At 47.7% G+C, this 21924-nt stretch carries 21 protein-coding genes; 9 read left to right on the forward strand and 12 right to left on the reverse strand.

Annotated features, from left to right (window positions below):
- Nucleotides 1–21: 21 nt before the first annotated feature.
- The gene (locus BUQ91_RS13620) at nucleotides 22–2016 is read right to left on the reverse strand and encodes a histidine phosphatase family protein (protein ID WP_074209666.1); all 1995 of its coding nucleotides are present in this window, start codon (nucleotides 2014–2016) and stop codon (nucleotides 22–24) included.
- A 141-nt stretch (nucleotides 2017–2157) separates the two neighbouring features.
- Nucleotides 2158–3645: an acetyl-CoA hydrolase/transferase C-terminal domain-containing protein gene (locus BUQ91_RS13625; protein ID WP_074209667.1), complete on the reverse strand. Its 1488-nt coding sequence runs from the start codon at nucleotides 3643–3645 to the stop codon at nucleotides 2158–2160.
- 26 nt (nucleotides 3646–3671) lie between these two features.
- Here BUQ91_RS13625 and BUQ91_RS13630 point away from each other — a divergent pair, with 26 nt between their 5' ends.
- On the forward strand, nucleotides 3672–4094 hold the full coding sequence (locus BUQ91_RS13630; protein WP_072830718.1) for a GtrA family protein: 423 nt from the start codon (nucleotides 3672–3674) through the stop codon (nucleotides 4092–4094).
- A complete protein-coding gene (locus tag BUQ91_RS15975; RefSeq protein ID WP_256375032.1) occupies nucleotides 4087–4209 on the forward strand; it encodes a hypothetical protein in 123 nt (40 codons plus the stop codon). The genes BUQ91_RS13630 and BUQ91_RS15975 overlap by 8 nt, the downstream gene beginning before the upstream one ends.
- 262 nt (nucleotides 4210–4471) lie before the next feature.
- Here the strand turns inward: BUQ91_RS15975 and BUQ91_RS13635 are convergent, their stop codons facing one another.
- Complete coding sequence (locus BUQ91_RS13635) at nucleotides 4472–6574, reverse strand: OmpA family protein (RefSeq protein ID WP_072830720.1); 2103 nt, start codon at nucleotides 6572–6574, stop codon at nucleotides 4472–4474.
- 12 nt (nucleotides 6575–6586) lie between these two features.
- Complete coding sequence (locus BUQ91_RS13640) at nucleotides 6587–6970, reverse strand: hypothetical protein (protein ID WP_074209668.1); 384 nt, start codon at nucleotides 6968–6970, stop codon at nucleotides 6587–6589.
- 227 nt (nucleotides 6971–7197) lie between these two features.
- Here BUQ91_RS13640 and BUQ91_RS13645 point away from each other — a divergent pair, with 227 nt between their 5' ends.
- The 4 genes from BUQ91_RS13645 to BUQ91_RS13660 all read left to right on the forward strand — a co-directional run bounded on the left by BUQ91_RS13645 (nucleotide 7198) and on the right by BUQ91_RS13660 (nucleotide 13251).
- A complete protein-coding gene (locus BUQ91_RS13645) occupies nucleotides 7198–7977 on the forward strand; it encodes an ABC transporter ATP-binding protein (protein ID WP_074209669.1) in 780 nt (259 codons plus the stop codon).
- On the forward strand, nucleotides 7974–9179 hold the full coding sequence (locus BUQ91_RS13650; RefSeq protein WP_072830726.1) for an ABC transporter permease: 1206 nt from the start codon (nucleotides 7974–7976) through the stop codon (nucleotides 9177–9179). The genes BUQ91_RS13645 and BUQ91_RS13650 overlap by 4 nt, the downstream gene beginning before the upstream one ends.
- A gap of 96 nt (nucleotides 9180–9275) precedes the next feature.
- Entirely contained in the window at nucleotides 9276–12515 is a 3240-nt protein-coding gene (locus BUQ91_RS13655) for a glycoside hydrolase family 9 protein (RefSeq protein ID WP_074209670.1), read from the forward strand.
- A 94-nt stretch (nucleotides 12516–12609) separates the two neighbouring features.
- The gene (locus tag BUQ91_RS13660) at nucleotides 12610–13251 is read left to right on the forward strand and encodes a bifunctional 4-hydroxy-2-oxoglutarate aldolase/2-dehydro-3-deoxy-phosphogluconate aldolase (protein ID WP_074209671.1); all 642 of its coding nucleotides are present in this window, start codon (nucleotides 12610–12612) and stop codon (nucleotides 13249–13251) included.
- 107 nt (nucleotides 13252–13358) lie between these two features.
- On the opposite strand, the gene BUQ91_RS13665 is transcribed toward BUQ91_RS13660, so the two are convergent.
- Both BUQ91_RS13665 and BUQ91_RS13670 read right to left on the reverse strand, forming a co-directional pair.
- Nucleotides 13359–14228, reverse strand: a complete 870-nt coding sequence (locus BUQ91_RS13665) for a GGDEF domain-containing response regulator (RefSeq protein WP_074209672.1) — start codon at nucleotides 14226–14228, stop codon at nucleotides 13359–13361.
- Nucleotides 14229–14275: 47 nt separating this feature from the next.
- Complete coding sequence (locus BUQ91_RS13670) at nucleotides 14276–15097, reverse strand: menaquinone biosynthetic enzyme MqnA/MqnD family protein (RefSeq protein WP_074209673.1); 822 nt, start codon at nucleotides 15095–15097, stop codon at nucleotides 14276–14278.
- An 88-nt stretch (nucleotides 15098–15185) separates the two neighbouring features.
- Here BUQ91_RS13670 and BUQ91_RS13675 point away from each other — a divergent pair, with 88 nt between their 5' ends.
- The 3 genes from BUQ91_RS13675 (at nucleotide 15186) to BUQ91_RS13685 (ending at nucleotide 17654) form a co-directional block, all read left to right on the forward strand.
- On the forward strand, nucleotides 15186–15476 hold the full coding sequence (locus BUQ91_RS13675) for a hypothetical protein (protein ID WP_072830736.1): 291 nt from the start codon (nucleotides 15186–15188) through the stop codon (nucleotides 15474–15476).
- A gap of 48 nt (nucleotides 15477–15524) precedes the next feature.
- The gene (locus tag BUQ91_RS13680; RefSeq protein ID WP_074209674.1) at nucleotides 15525–16598 is read left to right on the forward strand and encodes a glycoside hydrolase family 5 protein; all 1074 of its coding nucleotides are present in this window, start codon (nucleotides 15525–15527) and stop codon (nucleotides 16596–16598) included.
- 222 nt (nucleotides 16599–16820) lie between these two features.
- A complete protein-coding gene (locus BUQ91_RS13685; protein WP_074209675.1) occupies nucleotides 16821–17654 on the forward strand; it encodes a nuclease-related domain-containing protein in 834 nt (277 codons plus the stop codon).
- A gap of 155 nt (nucleotides 17655–17809) precedes the next feature.
- Here the strand turns inward: BUQ91_RS13685 and BUQ91_RS13690 are convergent, their stop codons facing one another.
- The 6 genes from BUQ91_RS13690 to BUQ91_RS13715 all read right to left on the reverse strand — a co-directional run bounded on the left by BUQ91_RS13690 (nucleotide 17810) and on the right by BUQ91_RS13715 (nucleotide 21877).
- A complete protein-coding gene (locus BUQ91_RS13690; RefSeq protein WP_074209676.1) occupies nucleotides 17810–18268 on the reverse strand; it encodes a hypothetical protein in 459 nt (152 codons plus the stop codon).
- A 152-nt stretch (nucleotides 18269–18420) separates the two neighbouring features.
- Nucleotides 18421–19572: a glycosyltransferase family 2 protein gene (locus tag BUQ91_RS13695; protein ID WP_072830745.1), complete on the reverse strand. Its 1152-nt coding sequence runs from the start codon at nucleotides 19570–19572 to the stop codon at nucleotides 18421–18423.
- Nucleotides 19569–20039, reverse strand: a complete 471-nt coding sequence (locus BUQ91_RS13700) for a thioredoxin family protein (RefSeq protein ID WP_254842370.1) — start codon at nucleotides 20037–20039, stop codon at nucleotides 19569–19571. Before BUQ91_RS13700 ends, BUQ91_RS13695 begins: the two co-directional genes overlap by 4 nt.
- Nucleotides 20039–20362, reverse strand: a complete 324-nt coding sequence (locus BUQ91_RS13705) for a hypothetical protein (RefSeq protein ID WP_254794501.1) — start codon at nucleotides 20360–20362, stop codon at nucleotides 20039–20041. The genes BUQ91_RS13700 and BUQ91_RS13705 overlap by 1 nt, the downstream gene beginning before the upstream one ends.
- A gap of 13 nt (nucleotides 20363–20375) precedes the next feature.
- Nucleotides 20376–21296, reverse strand: coding sequence for a signal recognition particle-docking protein FtsY (ftsY, locus tag BUQ91_RS13710; RefSeq protein WP_072830751.1), 921 nt, complete (start codon nucleotides 21294–21296; stop codon nucleotides 20376–20378).
- Complete coding sequence (locus tag BUQ91_RS13715) at nucleotides 21296–21877, reverse strand: ATP-dependent Clp protease proteolytic subunit (protein WP_072830753.1); 582 nt, start codon at nucleotides 21875–21877, stop codon at nucleotides 21296–21298. The genes ftsY and BUQ91_RS13715 overlap by 1 nt, the downstream gene beginning before the upstream one ends.
- Between the last annotated feature and the right edge of the window lie 47 nt (nucleotides 21878–21924).

A 21924-nucleotide genomic window follows, 5' to 3' on the forward strand; every position in this document is an offset into this window, starting at 1 on the left:
TAAGGTGAATATTAGAAATTTCTAGTCAGCGAACCCAGACTTGAGGCCCCGAATCGCGATATAACGACGGTTTCCGGCCTTGTCAACGATAATTGCGACACCCGCAAGGTAGTTAATCCACTTGCCTCCATCATATTTTCTCAAATTAATCTGCAAATTTGAGCAATAGGCAACCAGCGGAACCATCAACTTATCATGGGAACTCAGGAGCACAAACTTTTCCTTGGTGTACTTCTTCAAAAGAACATCCTCGATGAGTTCCACGGAACGTTCCGCAAGATCATAGTACGCAGCGTCAGCACCCGTCGAGTAAGCACCTGTGTAGGCATACTTGGAAGTTACTTCCCAACCACCGCCACATTCGCTCTTTGCCTTTTCGACAGCTTCACTGTTCTTGGCATACCAGTCATCGTTCAACTGCGGAAGCGTATCGCGCGTGTCGTAAGATTGTCCGCGGCCTTTTGCAATCGACATCACCGTCTGGTGAGCACGCAAGAATTCCGATGCCCCAAGGACAAAGTCTTCCTTGAACTTCGTGAGTCTAGCACCGACTTCTTCGGATTGCTTTTTACCATTGTCCGTAAGCGTTCCACCCTTACTCGTATCGTCACCACGTTCCGCATGGCGCAACACAAAAATTACACGTTCATCATCCTTGACGTTTTCGTAAACATCCTGGATATCGACAAATTCCTTTACATTCGAAGCAAGGACAAAATAACGGTCCTTTTCAATAGCCGTAGACTTGCGCCATTCCTTTTTGGTACCATCATAGGTATAGAACTCGCCCGAGAATGCACCGCGACGCACATCGCCGTCTTCAGCCGTAGCCGTTTCCCCCATGAAGTCCTTCAAGCTATCCGGAATCGACAACCAACCTTTCTGCTCATCGCAAACAAAACGAGCTGTGGACTTCGACACATCATCGTATGTCGCAGCGTAAAATTTGCTGGACTTGTTTTTCACAAAGAAGATTTCGCCCGCATTTTCAGCATCGCATGTGGGGAACTCAAGTTCTGTCAAATAAAAACTCTTGAGGTACGGTTCAAATTCAGCAGCTTTGCCCAATTGCGCCACAAGCGTCTTACGAACGGAGGCATAACCATCCTTCAAGTCGTTCGTCAAAGCCCAGTCTGCAATTGACAAGCGAGCATTAGAGTCATCCCATTTGCCATCTTTTGCAATATCGTCAACAACTTCCTTGAAGAACTTCGCAAAATCATCACTCCCGCCTTGCAACAAGACTGTTGCAGCCAATAGCGCCGCACCCGATTCGCTAATATCAGAAACATGAATCATCTCGCTCACATCGTAATCAAAAGATTCCAGATGGAACATGTTCCATACTTCTTCGGCCGCTTTTTTCTTTGCTTCATCAAAAGAAAGTTTGTTCCCTTTCAAGAGCTCAAGAACTCGATGGGCCTCAAGCGTCGTCAGCATATTCAAGTTGAAAATTTCACCGGAAGTCACATCACCCAACGTCATAAACGAAAGACTTGCGTACTTGCCATCTGCAACTTTTTTGATGGAGCCATCAACGGTGAACTTTACATAAGGCTGTGTCAAATTAATTTTATTTATTTCGTACGCACCATTTTTAGCAACATTACTCACATAGAATGTTTTTGTTTCTTTATACGCAGAGTCAGCATCTAGCTGCACCATGCCTATTTTTGCATCCATCACGAAATAGTCCAGGGCTATCATCCCCGAAACAGTTCCATCGACAAAGACATAGACGACATCCAAACCGTCTTCTGTCGGAGGCAACTCGATTGTTATAGCACTAGAAGACGAGACCTTCCCTTTATTAACGCTACTCGATGATTTATTTTGCGAAACAACTCTTGAAGAAGAGCTATCTTCTTTTTTGCTAGACAGCTCGCTTGTTTTGTCGTCAAAGTGGCTAACAGGGTCATCACCGCATGCCGCTAAAAGCGATGCGCATAAAACAAAAAGTAAAATATGGGTGCATAAAGCACGGCCCTGAAAAACTTTCCGAGAAAAAATTCTCATAGAAAAGCCCTCTCCTATTCAAGTTCTTTGCCATTTAAACACCCCATAATAAAATTATAATTTTTACAAAAAAATAGCAACAACAAAAAACGAACAAAGCACCTTAAATAAGGTGCTTCGCAAATAGAACACAGCGTTTCGCTAAAGCATCTTACCCGTTTCAAGGAAACGGGTGTGCATTTCAAAGGCGCGTGAAAGCGCAAGCGGCAGATGGATACCCTTCGCATGCTTGATGCCATATTCCAAGACATCCGTAAGCTCAGCACGATAATCGGGATGGGCACAGTTCTTGATAATCAAGCGGGCACGTTCTTCTACCGGCAAACCGCGAAGGTCCGCAAGTCCCTGTTCCGTCACAAAAATCTGCGTATCGTGATCGGTATGGTCAACATGGCTCACGTAAGGCACAACGCTCGAAATCGCGCCACCCTTTGCAACAGACGGTGTCAAGAAAAATCCGAGAGCGCAATGGCGAGCAAAATCGGCAGAACCGCCAATACCATTCATCATGGCAGAACCGCAAACAAGCGAACTGTTCACATTACCAAAGATATCGACTTCAAGCGCCGTATTCATGGAAATCACGCCAAGGCGACGGATTACGTCGGGACTGTTGCTCACTTCTTGCTGACGGATAACAAAATGCTTTTTCCATTCGGCGCTATTTTCAACAAATTCTTTCTGGGCAGCCTGTGAAAGCGTAAGTGCCGTACCCGATGCAATTCCTAGTTTCCCTTTCTTGAGAAGCGGAAGAACAGCCTCCTGAATAACTTCGGTATAAAGATCAATTTGTCCCAAACGTTCATCATCGGCCATAGCGCAAAGCACAGCATTCGCGACCTTGCCTACACCGCTCTGGTAAGCAAGTCCCTTAGGGAGCCTGCCATGGGATTCTTCAAAGCGGATAAAGTCCAAGATGCGTTCACCGATGTTCTTCGAAATCTCATCCGGTTCTACAAACGGAGTCACTTCATCATATGCTTCGTTTTCGACAATAGCAATGACCTTATTCGGATCAATCTGTACAAATTCACCACCTACGCGGTCACCGGCACTGTAAATTGCAAGTGGTTTTGCATGTGGCGGAAGTTCCGGGAGGGCGTTATCGTGCATACCGATGCAGCTATCGCCCAAACGCGTATTCAATTCCAAGATAATCTTCGGCGCCATTTCCAAATAGCAAACGGAGTTTCCGCCCGAAGTCGAGAGACAAACACGACCATCTGGGAAAATTGCAGAGACCTCGACAATCGCAACCGTAGGTGCAGGGACAGCACCAGTACGCACAAGATAACCCATCTTGCCTAAGTGAGCGTCAATGTAGCGAATACTGCCGTCGTTAATAGCCTTGCGCAAGCTCGGATTAGACTGGTACGGCATACGGAGGTTTAACGCATTGGCACGAGCAAGCGCACCGTCACAGGAATCGCCCGTCGAGGCGCCCGCAAAAAGCGTTACTTTAAATTCTTCGCCCGATTCATGGAGTTTATCTGCACGAGCTGCAATTGCCAAGGGCACGGCTTTCGGGTATCCAGCCAAAGTAAATCCCGAAACGCCCAAAACATCACCATTACGAATCATTTCTGCAGCGTCTGCGGCGCTGCATTTCTTAGTTGTAATCCAGGTCATGCCGCAAAAATAGTATTTTTACCGCCGTGAAACACTTTATCAAATACAACGCCATCGGCGTAATGAACACATTAATTACGCTTGTAACTTTCTGGATTCTCCACGAAAACCTGAACTGGGACTATAGACTCGCAAATTTTCTCGGTTTCGTTGTTGGAGGCCTCAACAGCTACATCATGAACCGCATCTGGAACTTCAAGAGCACGAACAAAAAACGCACAGAAGTCATCCGATTCATTATCGTTTTCCTCTGCTCGTACGGAGTTAATTACCTTGTACTTAAAGGAGCAACGCACGTACTTACAACAGCTTCTTGGTGCGCAAGCTTTACCGAATTCATCTCTCAGTTCATGAAGCCGACCACGTTCGCAAACCTCATCGCAAACGTAGTATACGTGCTCGTAAGCTTTACGCTCTATAAGAAATGGGTGTTTAAGACAAATGCGTAAGGCGAGCGAAGCAGGATTGCTTGCAAGCCTAGTTCCGAGCCGAGCATTTAACGCCGTTGGCGTTCGTGGCTGCGGTTATGCCATATCTGAATACAAGTATTCAGTTGCGTCATAACCTTGCACACTATTGGCACTTGAACGAAGTGAACATACAACTAGGCTATTGCTGTAGGCAATATTAGCGGTTAGAAATTATAAAGGCGCACGGGTCAACTAACCGTGCGCCTTTATACTATCAGCGTTATTGCTCTGCATTAGGAACTGCGCAGTGTATTACGACATTGCGCAGTACGTTCATTGCGATTAACTCCATTCATCATATACAAAAAGGGCGTCCTTGCGGACGCCCCTTTTTAGTTCTCAGTTATGATCGAAGATTACTTTTCGAACGGAACGAGTTCAACACGGCGGTTGAGCTTGCGGCCCTTCTTCGTCTTGTTATCTGCGATCGGCTTGTCAGAACCGTAACCAACAGCGCGGAGACGTTCGCTGTCAATGCCCTTCTTGACGAGGTACTTGACAACAGCCTGAGCACGCTTTTCAGACATAACCTTGTTCTTTTCTTCAGAACCAGTGTCATCGGTGTGACCCTGGACTTCGAGGTTGACAGCCGGGAGCTTCTTGAGCAACTTAGCGATATTGTTCAAGGTCTTGTTGCTGCTTGCAGTGAGCTTAGCAGAACCGGTCTTGAACTGGATACCCTTCTTGAGCTTGTCGAGGTCCTGGTTCTTGTTCGGGCAGCCGTTCTTATCAACTGCAACGCCAACGAGGGTGTTCGGGCACTTGTCGAGGTGATCGGCAACGCCATCCTTGTCGGAGTCAACCGGGCAACCAACTTCGTCAACAGAGACGCCAGCCGGAGTATTCGGGCACTTGTCGAGAGCGTCAACAATACCGTCCTTATCGCCATCCGGGCTGCAACCATCAGCGTTAACCGGGAGACCAGCCGGAGTGCTCGGGCACTTGTCGAGGTAGTCAGCAACGCCATCGTTGTCAGAGTCAACCGGGCAGCCCTTGCCGTCAACAGCAATGCCAGACTGAGTATTCGGGCACTGGTCGAGGTAGTCAGCAACGCCGTCCTTATCAGAGTCGATCGGGCAGCCAGCAGCGTCGATAGTAGCACCAGAAGCAGTGTTCGGGCACTTGTCGAGGTAGTCAGCAACGCCGTCCTTATCAGAGTCAACCGGGCAGCCAGCAGCGTCAACAACTACGCCAGCCGGAGTTTCAGCGCACTGGTCGATGCCATCAGCAACACCGTCATTGTCGGAGTCAACCGGGCAGCCAGCAGCGTCAACAACAGCACCAGCCGGAGTTTCAGCGCACTGGTCGAGACCATCAAACACGCCATCGTTGTCACCGTCAACCGGGCAACCGTTAGCGTCAACAACAGCACCAGCCGGAGTGCCTGCGCACTGGTCGATGTTGTTTGCTACGCCATCATTGTCTTCATCAGCACCGCGGACGTTACCGAAGCGCCAGACGAGAGAAGCAGTACCTGCATAACGCGGAGTCGGGGTATAGCCGTACTGAACCTTCTTGCCATTCTTGTCAGTGTAGTAGAGCTGGTATTCAGCAGCATCCTTCATTTCGTCCTTATACTTCCAAGTGAAGTTGGAGAGAGCGCGGATGCCCACATCGAGACCGAGAGCGATGTCGATGTTTGCCGGGAGGTGGAAACGGAGACCCGGGGTAAGAGTGAACGGATCGTAACCCGGTTCACGATGATATGTACCCTTTTCTACACGGAATTCACCGTTAGCTTCAACGAAGATGTCCATCCAATCGGTCGGGAGGACGTTGATGCCACCACCATAGACCAAGGTGTTAGAACCCTTCGTCACGGTGCCGACGAAACCGACGTTACCGTTGAAACGGAGCGGAGCGCCAACCTTCTGGAGGTCGAGAGTGAGGATCAATTCACCGCCGAAAGCCATGTTGCGGAGGCCGTACGGATGGGTTTCACCACCGTTGGCATGCAAGAACCAAGCATGACGCGGACGAACACCGACGGCCTTGTCGCCAGTCGGGAAGTAGAACTGAGCAGCAATGGCAGCATTGAACATGCCATCGGTCATTTCATCGAACGGAAGCTTTGCCTTGGCCCAGAGTTCGAGGTCACCACGGCTAGCCTTCCACATGTCACCTTCGTCGTTCAAACGAGAGTTAGCATGATCGTAGTAAAGCGGAAGAGCAAGACCTACGTCAATGAAGTCCGTAACACCAGCAGCAAAGTTGATATTTGCAGTGACGCTACCAGCATTTTCGTAGAACGAGCCAGTCTTACCACCCTTAGTATACTGGCCACCGCGAGAGAGGGACCAAGCATCATAAGAAACCTGACCACCGAATCCGGCAGCAAAGCCACCTTCACCGAGGGTATTAGCGGTTTTCTGGTTGAGACCATCGGCTCCGCCCATCAGGCCAGACTGCGCAAAAGCGAAGCTACCGGCCAAGAGAGACATTGCGACTATTTTTTTCATCTATTCTCCTTGTTATTGGTTAATATTCTTGTGACAGCCATAATAGCCAAAAGTGCTACCATAGCCAGTCCCCGCAAAACATCCGCACATGTTGAAGGCAACGGCCTTCTGCAAAGGTGCTTCCGTGCTGCGGTCAAAAGTATTCAAGGCATCTTGGATGCTTTCAGTTGTTTGAGTTGTGTGATTCGAAACACACACCAAGTTCTTCAAAAAGCTTACAAATGCAGTGCTCAAATTAGCAATATCATTAAATAAACAGGTCAGACCATCGGTGGCAGTCAACAAGGAAATGAGCAAGAAATGAAACTTGCTTTTTAGATACAACAGTATCTCAAGAATGTCGATTTCGCCATCGGCAGACGTATTCGAAGCATTTTGAGTCATTTTCTTGTTCATCTAAAAAAATCTCCAAGGACACAGAACCAACCACCGAGCGTGGTCCAATTCGGAATATAAAATAAAAAAAATTTTATTGTTTATACATTGAAACATAATATTCATGTAATTTTTTGGTGTATTTAGAGTGGATAGCCTACCAAATCAACCAAATTACGCTTTCTTTCCGTGTAAAAGCAACCCAATCAAGGGGTTAAGGCATCCAAAGAGACAAGAAAAAGGTCCTTATGCAAACCGTACAACCAATACTTTCCGTTCAAAACTTACGTCGCGACTTTAAGATGGGCGATGAAATAGTACACGCCTTACGCGGTGTGAGCTTCGACATATTCCCCGGCGAATTTGTAACGATCATGGGCACATCCGGCTCCGGCAAGTCCACCATGCTGAACATTCTAGGGTGCATGGATCGACCGACTTCCGGCCACTATATATTAGATGGTCAACATACAGAAACTTTAAAACGAGATGCGCTCGCCCGCATCCGCAGCCAGAAGCTCGGGTTCGTTTTCCAAAGCTACAACTTGCTCAGCCGTACGACCGCTATCGAGAATGTGGAACTTCCACTATTATATAACTCGAAAGTTTCTGCCGAGGAACGTCACCACCGCGCCATCGAAGCTCTCAAGATGGTCGGGCTCGAAAGCCGCATGAATCACTTGCCAAACCAGCTCTCAGGCGGCCAGCAGCAACGCGTCGCCATTGCTCGCGCGCTCGTAAACGACCCGGTGATTATCTTGGCCGACGAAGCGACCGGCAATCTCGACACACGCACCAGTTACGAAATCATGATGATATTCCAGGAGCTACACCGGCAGGGCAAGACCATTGCCTTCGTCACACACGAACCGGACATAGCGACGTTCAGCGGCAGAACTATCACACTTCGCGATGGTTTACTGAAAAAAGATGTCATCAATGAAAAAGTGCAAGACGCCAAAGCCGCATTCGAAGCACTGCCACCACCAGAAACTTTTGAAGACGATGATGAAGGAGAAGTGGAATGAATCCGTTTACATTAGCTAAGATCGCACTCCGCGCATTGTTCCGCAATCGCATGCGCACATTTCTTTCTGTACTCGGTATCGTCATCGGTGTTGCAGCCGTCATCACCATGGTCGCCATGGGCGAAGGCTCCAAAAAATCCATCAAGGAACAGATGACCGCGATGGGCACAAACGCTATCACTATCATGCCGAACCAAAGCCGTCGAGGCGGCGTGCAGACCGAATCTTCCGAATCGCTTGAAGAAGAAGATGTCATCGCCATCCGTGAAAACGCGACCTACATCAACGGCGTTTCTCCCATGGTTACCATTGGCGGGCAAGCCATTGTCGGGAACAACAACTCTCCCACCACACTTTCTGGCGTTTCTGCAGACTACCTCAAAATCCGCAACTACGAAATAGAAGACGGCGTGATGTTTGACGACGAAGCAGACCGCATGGCAAAAGTCTGCGTCATCGGACAGACCGTAGTGAAGAACCTCTTTGCAGATGAAAACCCCATCGGAAAAACGATTCGCTATAAGAGCATCCCGCTAAAAGTCATCGGAACGCTCAAAGCAAAAGGCTCCGGTGATTTCGGGCAAGACCAGGACGACGTGATATTCACTCCATACCAGACTGTAATGAGGCGTTTTTCTGCAACAACGAACATCCGTCAGATATATGCAAATTCTATAGGCGAAGGCTATGCCCAAAAGGCAACCGAAGAAATCATGAACATCTTGAAAGAACGCCGCAACTGGACAAAACCGACTGATCCGTTCCGAGTATTTACACAAGAAGAAATGATCCAAATGGTCACAAGCACCTCCGATATGCTTTCGCTCGTGCTCACCGCCATTGCGGGAATTAGTTTGTTTGTTGGCGGTATTGGTATCATGAACATCATGTACGTATCTGTCACCGAACGTACCAAGGAAATCGGACTCCGCATGGCTATCGGCGCACGCGGTCGCGACATTCTTTTACAGTTTTTGTTCGAATCTGTCATCATCAGTCTGTTGGGCGGAGCTATCGGAATTGCACTCGGCATTGCCGCTTCAGAAACTGTAAAGCTCGCCATGAACTGGCCCATGAGCGTTTCCATGACTAGCGTTGTCGTAAGCTTTGGCGTGTGCTTTGCAACAGGCGTATTCTTCGGATGGTACCCGGCACGCAAGGCAAGCAGGCTTGACCCGATTGAAGCATTGAGATTCGAATAACAACAGACTAACAAATACTTTGGCTGCAATGCCATACACAATTCCCGCGAAAGCGGGAATTTTTGTATTATTAAGTTATTGTGACAAGGAGGAAATATGATTCACAACAAAAAAGCTAGGTTACTAGCATCCTTTACAACATTGGGAGCCATTTCCGTTTCTGCCGCTTTTGCAGCAACATCCCCATACGACTTGATTAGGCCCACATGGCCGTTAAGCTGGGATGCGAAGGTATTCGAAAAATTCGATACTACAGTCACCAAGAAAACCGGAATGCTCCCCAAAGCAACAACTCCCGAGAGTTTCAAAGCCGGCGAGCTCATACCCGACACATTGGACCAGGCCTATTTCGATGCCATCAACACCAAGATTTCGCCTATCCGCGTGAACCAGGCAGGTTACCTTGAAAGCGACAACGAACGACAGTTCTACTTTGTCGGTTCCTCCGCCGAGGAATTCGAAGTCGTCGATGCCTACGGTAAATCGCTCAGCAAAAGGGTGACTGGGACATTCACCAAAAGCGAAGCCGAAACAGAAAGCAACTGGACAATTGTCGCGGGCACAAGCGCAACCACCCCCGACCAACAACGCTACAAGGTGGAACTCACAGGACCTTCTGGCAAAATCTTTATCGGAAAAATTCCGCAAACAGTCCCTACCAACAAGCGACTCAGAATCAAAGTCGGCAATGAAATTTCAAGCACGTTCATTGTAAGCGACAATGTTTATTCCATGGCCAAAGATGCAAGCCTCAAATTCTTCGGCATCCAGCGTAGCGGCAATTCTGAGTCTTGGTTCCATGGCCCGAGCCACATGAAAGACGGCGGTGGCGCCATCGTGACAAACGCAGATGAAGCCGGCGGGACATTCGACGAATCGCGTGCAGGGTCTCTTGCAGGCGGTTGGTATGACTGCGGCGATTACCTCAAGGAATCGCAAACACAGGCATTTGCCTTTATGGCCTTGGCCGTAATGTCAGCCACTAACCCATCAAAGGATGTTGACCATTACGCTTACAACCAAGCTGATTTTGTAAACACCGATAAAGTGCCCGACGTATTACGCGAAGCAAAGCATGGTGCAGACTTTTTCTTGAAAGCTTACAATTTTGCCAAGGGCGTTATCGATGACATGCCCGTTTCCGTTGGCAATTTTGGCAGCGACCACGCTTTATGGACGCGCCCGGAAGCCCAAGATTATTTACCCACCGACAACTCTTCTATAGCAACAGACCGAGGCGGTCCAGCCTCTAGAACGGTCCGCCTTGGAGAACTCGGATCCAACATCGCAGGCGAAATCGCGGCAGGCCTTGCCATCTTGAGCAAGGATTACGCAAAATACGACAAGAAATTTGCGGACAGTTGCTTGACAGTTGCCGAAAAGATGTACGACTTTGCTAAGGCTCTTGCTCAAGGCAAATCGAGCTACGACGGCGACAAAAAGTTCAAGAACAACAAGAAAGCCACAGACTGGGGCTCTCTCGCCTACATCGGCAATAACGAATTCTATGACGACATGGCACTCGCCTCGGTAGCGCTCCTGTACGCCACCAGCAAAAAACAATATGCCGATGACATGTTCCGCACCAAGAGTCTTGTGCCCGGCCAGCAATATGGCAACGGAGCAGGTTTCTTTGAAGGTGGATGGTTCGTCACAGACAACAAGGCTTTCCTGAAAAACACGAAGAACACTAGCTGGGCCAATTCATACACTTACGCCCTATACGCTTTGTACAAATTTATTCTTGCTGACAAGACCAAGGCCACAACCGAATACGGACTTACCGAAGACGAACGACTCGCCGCTATCGAAGATTGCCTTGCGAACATGATTGCAAACCTAGGCGATATAGGCAATAATAATGGTGGTTCAGTAACACTCCCTGCTGGAGATATCAGCTTCAAGCAAAACAAGGTCTCATACGATCCCATTTGGTACAACATGATGACGGACCAGCTTTGGAATTTCAACCGCTATCAAATGGGCAATGTTTTCGAAGTGCTGGCATACTCCGATGTAGCAGCCGATATCGAAAAGCAAGGCATCACATTCCCCAAGATGGCTCAGACCGATTTAAAAGCTAACGAAATGAAGCAACTCGGCATCAACCAGCTGAATTACATGCTCGGCATGAACCCCTGGGATATTTCCTTTGTATATGGCATTGGCGACAAAAACGACGCCCACCCCCACCACAGGGCATCAAACCCCGAAGGAAGAAACACCCCGGGCATCAGCTACAAATACAATTGCCCGGTCGGAGCACTTTTCGGAGGCCCCACCCCCACTGAAAAAAATACCTGGGAGCCCAACGGAATGAGCTGGGAATACTATTTCTTCTCAGAAACTTGCCTTGACGCCTCTACCGTTCTTTTGTCAGCTCTTACCATCCTTAGCAATGGCGGTGACGACTATTATGAAAAGAAATGCGACAACTGCAAAACTGAAGCGACTCCAGCTTTAGAAGGAGCATACGCAACAGCATACCATTACACATGGAAAGAGGCCGACAACTTCAGCATCCGCATTGTCAACGAATCCCTTGAAAAACTGGATAGCATTACCGCGTATATATACTTCGATGCAACCGAAGACGATATAGAATCTTGCGGCCTTATGTTCGATATCGATATATGCACACTATATGATATTGCAGGATTCTCACAAATGTGCGCAACCAAGAGCAGCGAATTCCGCAATTATTTTAAAGAAAACGGCCCACAAAAAGTGGAAGGAACGGAAAACAAGGACAAGAAAACATACACATGGGCGCAAGCAATTCCTGTAGGATCTATTAACATCGGCAATAAAATCAGATTAGACGTTACAACTTCTTCGGGAATGAAATCTGGAGGAAAATGCGAAACACTAGCCCAGCCCGCCAAAACCAAGATTACCGACGGTTGGAGCTTCGCAAGCCACGCCGAGACCAAGGATGCTCCCGCATACGACGGTGCCCCCGACTGGGAAAAGGACTACGGCGATATCCAAGATGCCCCGAAAGATCCTTACATCGTCATTCGCGACAAGGGAAAACTCCTGTGGGGCTACGGCCCGGGCAAAACCACCAGCGACCGCGTTGGCTTCGTGAACGTTGCTAAAGTCAGCAAAGCCCGCATGCTGTTGAGCGACAACAGTCTCTTTGTCTTAGCGACCGCGCAAGGAACAAAGACCTTGAAGATCTTCGACATGCTCGGAAACCAGCTGTTGGAGAAATCCTTCGATGGCACTCGCGCAGAAGTAAACCTCGCAAATATCCCGCACCGCGGAACACTAGTTGCAAGAGTCATGCAAAACAACAAGGCCCTCTCGACAAAAGCGTTTAAAGTTCGATAAGCCTTTTACATATTTCGTATAGAAGCCGACTCGCCAGTCGGCTTTTTTTCATTTTTTCTTGTCACATTCCCTATTCAGAAGCTATTTTAAAGTCATGAATTTTCTTGAATTTTTACAGCCGATGCCGGTCGTGGGCATTCTCCGCGACATTCCTCAAGGCGCCGAAGAAGCGTGCGTGAACGCGTCTGCCAAATGCGGACTCAAGGCAATTGAAGTAACGATGAACACCGCTGCCGCAACTGAAATTATCGCAAAGCTTAAATCCTACGCCAAGCCTCTTGGCATTAAGGTGGGTGCAGGCACAGTACGTCACGGAAGCGATGTGGAAAAAGCAATTTCTGCAGGTGCCGAATTCATCGTCACACCGAACACGCGTCACGAAGTTATTCGACTTTCGAACACCGCAGGCATTCCGATTATCCCGGGCGCACTCACCCCGACCGAAGTACAGAAGGCTTACGATCTCGGTGCAACCGCTATCAAGATTTTCCCTGTGAATTGCGTTGGCGGTCCGGAATACATCAAGGCATTGCGCGGCCCGTTCCGCGACATTCCTTTAATGGCATGCGGCGGAGTGAATGCCGAGAACGCCGCAAGCTACTTGAAGGCTAGCGCGAATCTTCTTTCGTTCGGCGGAAGCATCTTCAATGCAGAACTGATGAAAGCAGGCAACTGGGCAACCATCGAAGCAAGGATGCAGAAGCTGTTGGATGCAGTCAAGGCTGCGATTGCGTAACAGTCCGGTATAACAATTGCGAAAAAGCCGCGGAAAATTCCGCGGCTTCTCTTTTAATTCCAAGAAATAATGGATCCTATCGCCTTCGGCTTCAGGATGACACAATCCTAACTACGTTCCGCACGCATCTTGCGTTTGCACTCGTACATGGATGCATCCGCACTGCGAAGCATTTCGTCCATGTCCTTATAGTCTTCAGCAGAACTTGCAATGCCATACGCAAAGGCAACCGTCTGGTCCACAATCGTAAGCGACTTTACAGATTCCTGCATTCTTTCGGCACAGACAAAAGCACCCTTCACATCTGTATCCGGGCAAATGACTAAGAATTCGTCACCGCCCATGCGGAACAGCATATCCGATTCACGGAGCAACTTGTTGCACGAAGTCACTACAGAACGGAGAAGCAAATCGCCAGCCAAATGTCCATGCTGGTCGTTAATCTTTTTCAGTCCATTCAAGTCAAAATAAACTATCGAGAAATTCGTTCCGTAACGTTTGCTACGAGCAAACAACTCACGGAGAGAACAAATCGCATGACGGCGGTTGTACGCGCCAGTCAAGTCATCCGTCAAGGAGATTTCGCGCAGGTTGCGTAACGAACGAGCCAAGCGCAAATGCACACCAATTCGAGCAAGCAAAATATCTGGCGCGGCAGACTTACATACAAAGTCCGATGCACCCGATTGGAAACCCTGCGTTACACTTTCTTCATTTTCCTGATTTGTGAGGAATATAACGGGCAAATCGTCCAACGGGAAATGCTTACGGATATTCAAGCAAACATCATAGCCATTCATTTCAGGCATATTGACGTCGAGCAACACTAGCTCTACAGGATTATTGAGCAAATATTCCAAAGCCTCGGCACCGGATTTACAACCGATAACTTCGTAACCTACTCCTTTGAGAACGTCCGAGTCTCTTTTCAACTCAGCATCGTCATCATCGACGATAAGAATCTTTTCCTCTACCATTTTGTCTCCTTACCATCCTAACACTCATTCCGGACTACAAAATAAAATTACTCGAGGTACTCTATCGGCGGATTCGATTCAACAAGCCCCATTTGAGACGCTAATTTGAAAAAAAGAGCTAACGACAGCTTGCGTTCATCCGTAAAATGGTAGTCCAAGACGCTAAAATAGTCTTCGATAAGGGGACGAGGTAAATTTACCGGATATTTTTCAAGCCACAAGTCCAACGCCTGCGATGGATTTTTCCGGAACTCCCGAATACCCGTTTCAAGCCGAGCCATGTAATCGACCAACACCGGTTTCAAACGCGGCTGCAGAGCATCCTTCGAAATCAGCCATGCGCCAAAGACAAAGGGGAGCCCTTGCCACTCTTGCCAAAGAGCACCCAAATCATAGCTGTACGCAAAACGATGGCGTTCATTTTCTTCAAGCGCCAAGTCGCCTATCAAAAGGCATGCATCATCTGTCGCTTCTGCTGCAAATCCCGATACGTATTCAGGCCGCAACCCATACCTATTTTCAAGAAGTATCCTCAATAACGTAACAGACGTTTTGCTCTGCGAAGTCATGCGGATACGCTTACCCGAAAGTTGCTCAATGGGATAACGCGAAAAAAGCTTGACCGACCGCACCTCAAAGGAACAGGACGTACAAAGCGAAGGTGACAGCACAAAGGCGCCCGGTTTTTGAGCAAAGGTAATGGAAGAGGCCGGAGAAAGATGAATAGAGCCATCTTTAAGGCCCGCACAGTGAGCGCTCGGCGGACCATCGACAAAGGCCACCTCGGGAAATTCGTTTTCGCGACCGACAGAATTAAAGAAAAACGGCGCACAGACTAAAAAAGGGATTCGACCAACACAGAGAGTCATGTAAAAAAGTTAAATTTTTGTGTGTGGCTAAATTGTATGCCACGTCAAAAACAATTCGATTAATTCAAAAGTTAATGGCTAAAGAATAATGGCTGTATTTCACGTGAAGAAAACCTCGCTCGGCGAAGACCAGACTAGTCTCGTTTTCAAGGGCAAGATTGTAGAAGGTCCCATCAGCAAGGGCATGACTATTGAAATTCCTGTAACGCAGGAAGCCGTCGTCAAAATGAAGATTTACGACATTGTCCAGTTCGACAAACAAAAGGACGAAGACAAGAAGGTGGGCCTTGTTGTAGATTTTTATAATCTTCCCGACGATATGGAAGTCATCATGGACCTAAACATCGCCGACGAAGATTTGAACATCGTAAACGAATAACCTATTCATTCACCGGCTGCTCCGGCAGCCAAAGTATGGGATACACGCATGAATAAAGAAAGATTGCGCGGAGTGAATTTGGGCGGATGGTTCAGTCAAGTTGACTGCATCGAAGAAAAGGACCCTGTCGGTTTTCCGGGAGTGGTCGGACACATCAAGACGTTCCTAGGAACAAGCGATTTCAAGCGCATCCACGATGCGGGGTTCAACCACGTACGCTTGCCGGTGGACTACTTTAATTTATTTAAAGGAGACGAACTCAAGCCGGACGAAGAAATCTTTGCGCTCTTGGACAAGGCTCTCAAGGACATCCAGGATGCCGACCTCGATGTGATTCTCGATTTGCACAAGTGCCCGGGTCACGACTTCCACCTCGCCAGCAATCACGAACAAGCTTTCTTTGCCGATGCGAACGCCCGCAAGGACACGCGCAAGATTTGGGCATACATGGCAGAACGCTACAGTTCCATGCCGCGCGTGATGATGGAACTTTTGAATGAACCGGCCGCAAGCGATTCCAAGGTTTGGGACAAAGTCAAAGACGAAATCTTCTGGGAAATCCGCAAGCACGCTCCGAAGAACACGATTGTCGTAGGCGCCAACAAATGGAACAGCGCAAGGGAATTTGAATTCTTGACACCGCTCGATGACGACAACGCCATCTACAGTTTCCACACCTACACGCCGGTGACGTTCACACACCAAGGCGCAGCCTGGATTGACGACCCGTTCTTCAATATTGAACGCCCGTGGCCAGGCGACTACGCCGCACCGGAAACAGACGGAAGAACGCGACTCCACGTGGAATACGGCAGATGGGACAAGGCTCAGTTGCAGGCTAGCATCCAGAACGCCCTTGATTTCCGCGCCAAGTACGACTTGCCCGTAAGCTGCAATGAATTCGGCGTTTACGTACAAGTTCCTCGCAAGTATCAACTTGCCTGGATGCGCGACTTCCTTGACATTCTTCGCGATGCCGACGTGGGTTACAGCTACTGGAACTACAAGAACTTGGACTTCGGTCTCGTCTCTAAAGGCGAATCGCTGCACAACAATTTACCGCAGTACAACAATCCCGAACGCCTCGACCGCGAACTCATGGAAATGATCGCGAAAGGGTAACGGCTTCGCCGCAGTAGACAGTAGGAAGTAGGAAGTTACTCTACCGTCATCCTGGAGGGAGCTTCGCGACCGATAGGATCCAGTCAATTTCTGATTTTGCAATGCCCGCCGCAAGCGGGCATTTTTTTGTTTTTTCAACAAATGATTTTTATAAAAACGCAATCATTAAAAATTTTGATTAGATTATAATTGATTTCAAGTCCAAATATTTAAAGGCTAAATATGATATCTTCTCTAATAGCTTTGTTAATAAAGGTTGCAATAGTACTTGTTGTTGTAGTAGTAATTAAGTCTTTGAAATCTTCAAGTTCTGACAATTCTTTAAATAAAAACACTTCTACCATCTCAGACAGAGTAAAAAGCTATGCTCAGGAAAATCAAGAATACTATGAATCTATCGTAAACAGCAGTTCCTTTAATTTCAATGACAGATTCAACATATGCCCAGACAAATCTGATTTAGGAGATTATGGTGAATTTCTAACATTCAAAGAAATTGTTAGATGGTCGAGTTGCCATAGTTATAATTACAAAATTTTAAGAAATATCAATATAGGGACTCATTGCGAAATAGACCTTGTATGGATTCACGAAACAGGGATATATGTTTTCGAAAGCAAAAATATTTCTGGACAAATATACGGAGACGAAAACAGTAACCAATGGTGCAAAATACTTAATAACAGAACAAAAAAACAATTCTACAATCCAATCTTTCAAAACAACGGTCACATTAACGCTCTTAAACGCATATTAGGAAATCATTATTCCTACTGTTCCATAATAGTTTTTAGTGAACGATGTGAATTAAAAGATATTCCCCCTAACACACAATCAAGAATTATTACAAAACGAAATTATTTACAATCAAAACTAACAGAAAGAATCGCAAGAGAACAAAGCAGACTTTCAATTGCGCAAATCGAAGCCCTATATCGAAAGCTTATTCCATACGCATACGCTTCGCAAGACATCAAACAAAAACACTCTGATTACATCAACAAGAAATATGGTTACAAAAATGGCAACGATGATGATGTAGATTTACCTTTCTAAGAATAAATTATTATTTGAGAAAATAAAAGCGTCGGCCAAGGATGGGGAGGGTGCAGGGAGGGGCCCGTGCGGCCTTCGCAACTCCGAGCTGGGGCCCCGCCCGCAAGATTTTCTTTTTGCATTAAAAAGAGCCACTTGGAGCGATAAGCCAAATTTTACATCTCTATGAGAATGCCGGCTTGCAAATACCAGTAGCCTTCACCGGAGTGATTCAAGAATTGATAGCCTGTCGAAAAAATAATGGACGAGTTGTCACCATTCTTAATGTCGAGTCCGCCACCTGCACGCCAAAACATTTGATCGTCCTTGCCGAACAGATAACCAAAATCACCTGTTGCAATAGGCAGCACAGTTCGGCCAATCGGTAAGCGAACCCAAAGACTTCCGGACAACGGCATAAGGCCGACATTATCTAATTCTTGATAGCCAATGCCAACACCAGCAAAAACCATCTGGTCAATCGGATACCACAGATGGCCATAGAAGCTCATGTTGAAATATCCCATGTGGCTCACGCGATTGCAGAAACCGCCCTGCGCATCCAACGTGAAAGCGCTCGCCGGAGTAGCGACAAACGCAAGCGCGAATATAATAGCAGTCAAAAACTTTTTCATATGCCTATACGCTAATATATAAATTCTTTTGCGCTACGAGAAGGAGATTCCCCATCAAGTGGGGAATGACAGTGCGAGAACTACTTCGGATGGAGATTCCCGCTCGGTGGCGGGAATGACAAAGCAAAGACCTAAAACCTAACCCCTATAAATTACTCGTCGCTGCGAGCTTCACGGGCCCAGCCGCCACTGCGTTCACGCTTGAATGCAAGGAAGAATCCCTTAAGCATAGCAAGGTTCATGAGCAAGAAGTAGTAAGCGCTCGGGAGGATTCTCGTCACCGCAACAATCAAGGCAAGCGTCATGCAGCCAAACGAAATCTGGTAGAACAAGCCCTTCGTCAAAAGCAATGCGTTTGCGACATACAAAAGAATCAAGATGTGCGGAGAGAACCAGCGTACAATCTTATGCGAAAAGAACAGGTAAGCAAGCAGCGGACGGAACGGATTCAAAAGCGGCAAGTAAGAGAACAAGTAATTAAAATTAGCGCGACCAATACGAACTTTACGTCTGTATTCACCGCTCGATTCTTTCGAAGTCTGTTCCGTACCAATTGCACTTGCAACAAACGTGCAATAGAATCCCTTTTGCAAAATTTTCGTCGTTACAAAGAAGTCGTCCATGACGCTCTTCTTGACCGGAAGTTCAGTATAAAGATTCTTGCGAATTGCATAAAGAGCGCCGTTGCCTCCAATCAAGCGGTCCAGCACGCCTTCGAACTTCTTGATTTCACTTTCCAAGTCCCAATAAGAACTTTCGCCTTTACCGAGTACGCTTCCGCTCTTGTCCGAAAGAATCAGGTGGCCGCAAGCGCATCCGATTTTCTTGTCCTTGAACGGATCGACAAGCTTACGCACAACATTCGGGAAAAACATCGTATTTGCATCGCAGAACAGCAAGATATCGTTCTTTGCAATTTTCTGCAAGCGGTTCAGCATTGCAGCCTTGCCTGCGTTCTTCGGAGCCTTTACCAAAGTAATTCCCTGGTCGGCATATCGCGCCACAATCTCTGCGGTCTTATCTGCAGAACCGTCATCGCCAATCAAGACTTCCAATTTTTCCTTGGGATAATCAATCTCAAGAATATTGCGAATCTTGCGTTCAATCACGGCTTCTTCGTTATAGGCAGAAATCAAAATCGACACCGATGGAAGTTCGGCACAACCATCCATCGACTTCTTTTTGCGCTTGAAAATTTCACTCACAAACGGGAGCGTCATCGGAAACAGCAAATAGCAATGTACAATCAGGAACAATAAAATCCAGAAAGCAATTTGTGCATAAAAGAGAATGTCTTCACTCATTTCGAAATCCACTCCTTCTCTTTTTCAAGAATCTGGTAAAGCAAATACTTCATTTCTTCGGCAGTAAAGGAATCCTTGATTGTCATAATCGAGAGCCCCTTCGGAGCAATCAAGACAAACGCAGGCAGCACGGTCAAGTTCCACACGTCAAAATAGCAACGCTGTACAGTCTTTCGCTTGCCATCACAGACAATCGTGTCTTGCGAATCCACATCAAGTTTTGTAGAAATGAATCTTGTATTCAAAAGCGATGCGACCGTCGGATCCGAATATGTATTTGCATCCATAATTCGGCACGGCACACACCAGTCCGCATAAAGATCTACAAAAATCAGTTTCTTGGAATTCTTCGCTTTTTCCAATGCTTCGGTGTAGTCCATCCAATGCACAAGCTTAGGCTTGGGAGGAGGCGCCGCAAACGCGGAAAGAGCAAGGCAAAATACAGCAATCCATACACTCGCTTTCATCACTTCTTATCCTTTTTTTGCACAGGTACAACTTTCGGGATTCCAAGCAAAGAATCAATCCGGTCCGAGACTGCCAACTGGAACGACATCCATCGTTTTTCGTCATCGAGAACTTTATCACAAGCCTTGATAAAATCTTCGCGGGTGTAGCCGTACTTTTTCAAGACCTCACGGCGGACAAGGCGCCCCATGGGGGATTCGCCACCATAAAGCTGTTCGGCAACACGCATTTCGACATACGCGGAAACAAGGCGTTTATCCGCTTTCGGAGCAGAATCCGTACAGGCACAAAGAGCTAGCGCCACTACACCGAAAAGAAACAAACGCCTCAAGAGACTACTCCCTATTTTCCAGAGCGTTTTCGAAAAGACCGTCAACGTAGTCGCGCTTATTGAATTCCACAAGCTGGTCGATGCGTTCGCCCATGCCGACCCAGCGGATCGGGATTTGCAAAGAACTAGCAATCGAAAGCACGGAGCCACCACGCGCGGTTCCATCGAGCTTGGTCACGACAAGACCGGTGAGTGGGAAACTCTGGTTGAAGATCTTCGTCTGGTTAATGGTGTTCTGTCCAGTGTTACCGTCAATCACAAGCCACATGTCGTGCGGCATGTCCGGACTCACCTTCTTGATGACACGCACAATCTTCTTGAGTTCTTCCATCAAGTAGTCTTTATTGTGCAAGCGTCCGGCAGTATCAATCAGCACCACATCGCAGCCGCGCGCAACAGCGGCACTGCAAGCATCAAACGCAACCGCAGCCGGGTCAGAACCTTCCTGATGCTTCACGAATTCGGCACCGGAACGTTCGGCCCATGTTTCAAGCTGGTCAATTGCAGCTGCACGGAACGTATCGCAAGCGGCAATCATGACCTTCTTGCCTTCGTTCTTGAGGCGGGCAGCAAGTTTACCGATAGTCGTTGTCTTGCCTGCACCGTTCACGCCTATCACGAGCACCACATGCGGTTTGCCCTTGAGTTCAAACGGAGGAGGATCCTTGAGCAAGCGTTCCGCTTCGTTACGCATGATGTCGAGCACCTGCTCTGTCGTAAGAGACTTGCCCAAAGCGTTTTCGCGAAGTGCATCCGTCAAAAGGAATGCAGCCTCGACACCAACATCAGCCTTGATGAGATGTTCTTCAAGTTCTTCGAGTGTCTCGTCCGTAATTTTTCCGGCGCCGACAATACCCTTCAATTCGCCAAGCAAGGCGTCGCGGGTCTTAGCAAGCCCGCTCTTAATTGCAGAAAATAAACCCATTAGATGATGCTCTCGACTTTATCCACGAGACCGTAAGACTTGGCTTCTTCGGCAGACATGAAGTTATCGCGTTCGGTGTCGCGGTCAATCTGTTCAATTGTGTGGCCAGACGTTTCAGCAAGAATCTTGCCCGTGATGCCACGGATGCGAAGCATTTCTTCGGCCTGGATTTGAATATCACTTGCAGGGGCAACAATTTCACCATGAATAAGCGGCTGGTGAATCATGATACGAGCGTTCGGCCATGCACAGCGCTTGCCCTTTGCACCGGCAGTGAGGAGCACGGCACCCATCGAGGCAGCCTGTCCACAGCAAACCGTCACGACATCGCTCTGGATTGCGTTCATGCAGTCGTAAATGGCAAGACCGGAGGAAATCACGCCACCCGGGCTGTTGATGAAGAAAATAATGTCTTCGTGATTCAGGGAATCCAAATACAGGAGCTGCTTCACAATGCGTTCGGCACTTTCATCATCGACACCACCCCACAAGAAAATTCTGCGCTTGGAGGCGAGGTATTCTTCAGCCTTTCTGAGCATGTCCGGGGTCTGTTTTTCTTTATTCTCGTTACAATCAGCCATAAATAATCCTTTTGTTCGAGTATAATTTAGAAAATTCAATATATTAT

The sequence above is a fragment of the Fibrobacter sp. UWB11 genome (assembly GCF_900143015.1).
Classification (GTDB): domain Bacteria; phylum Fibrobacterota; class Fibrobacteria; order Fibrobacterales; family Fibrobacteraceae; genus Fibrobacter.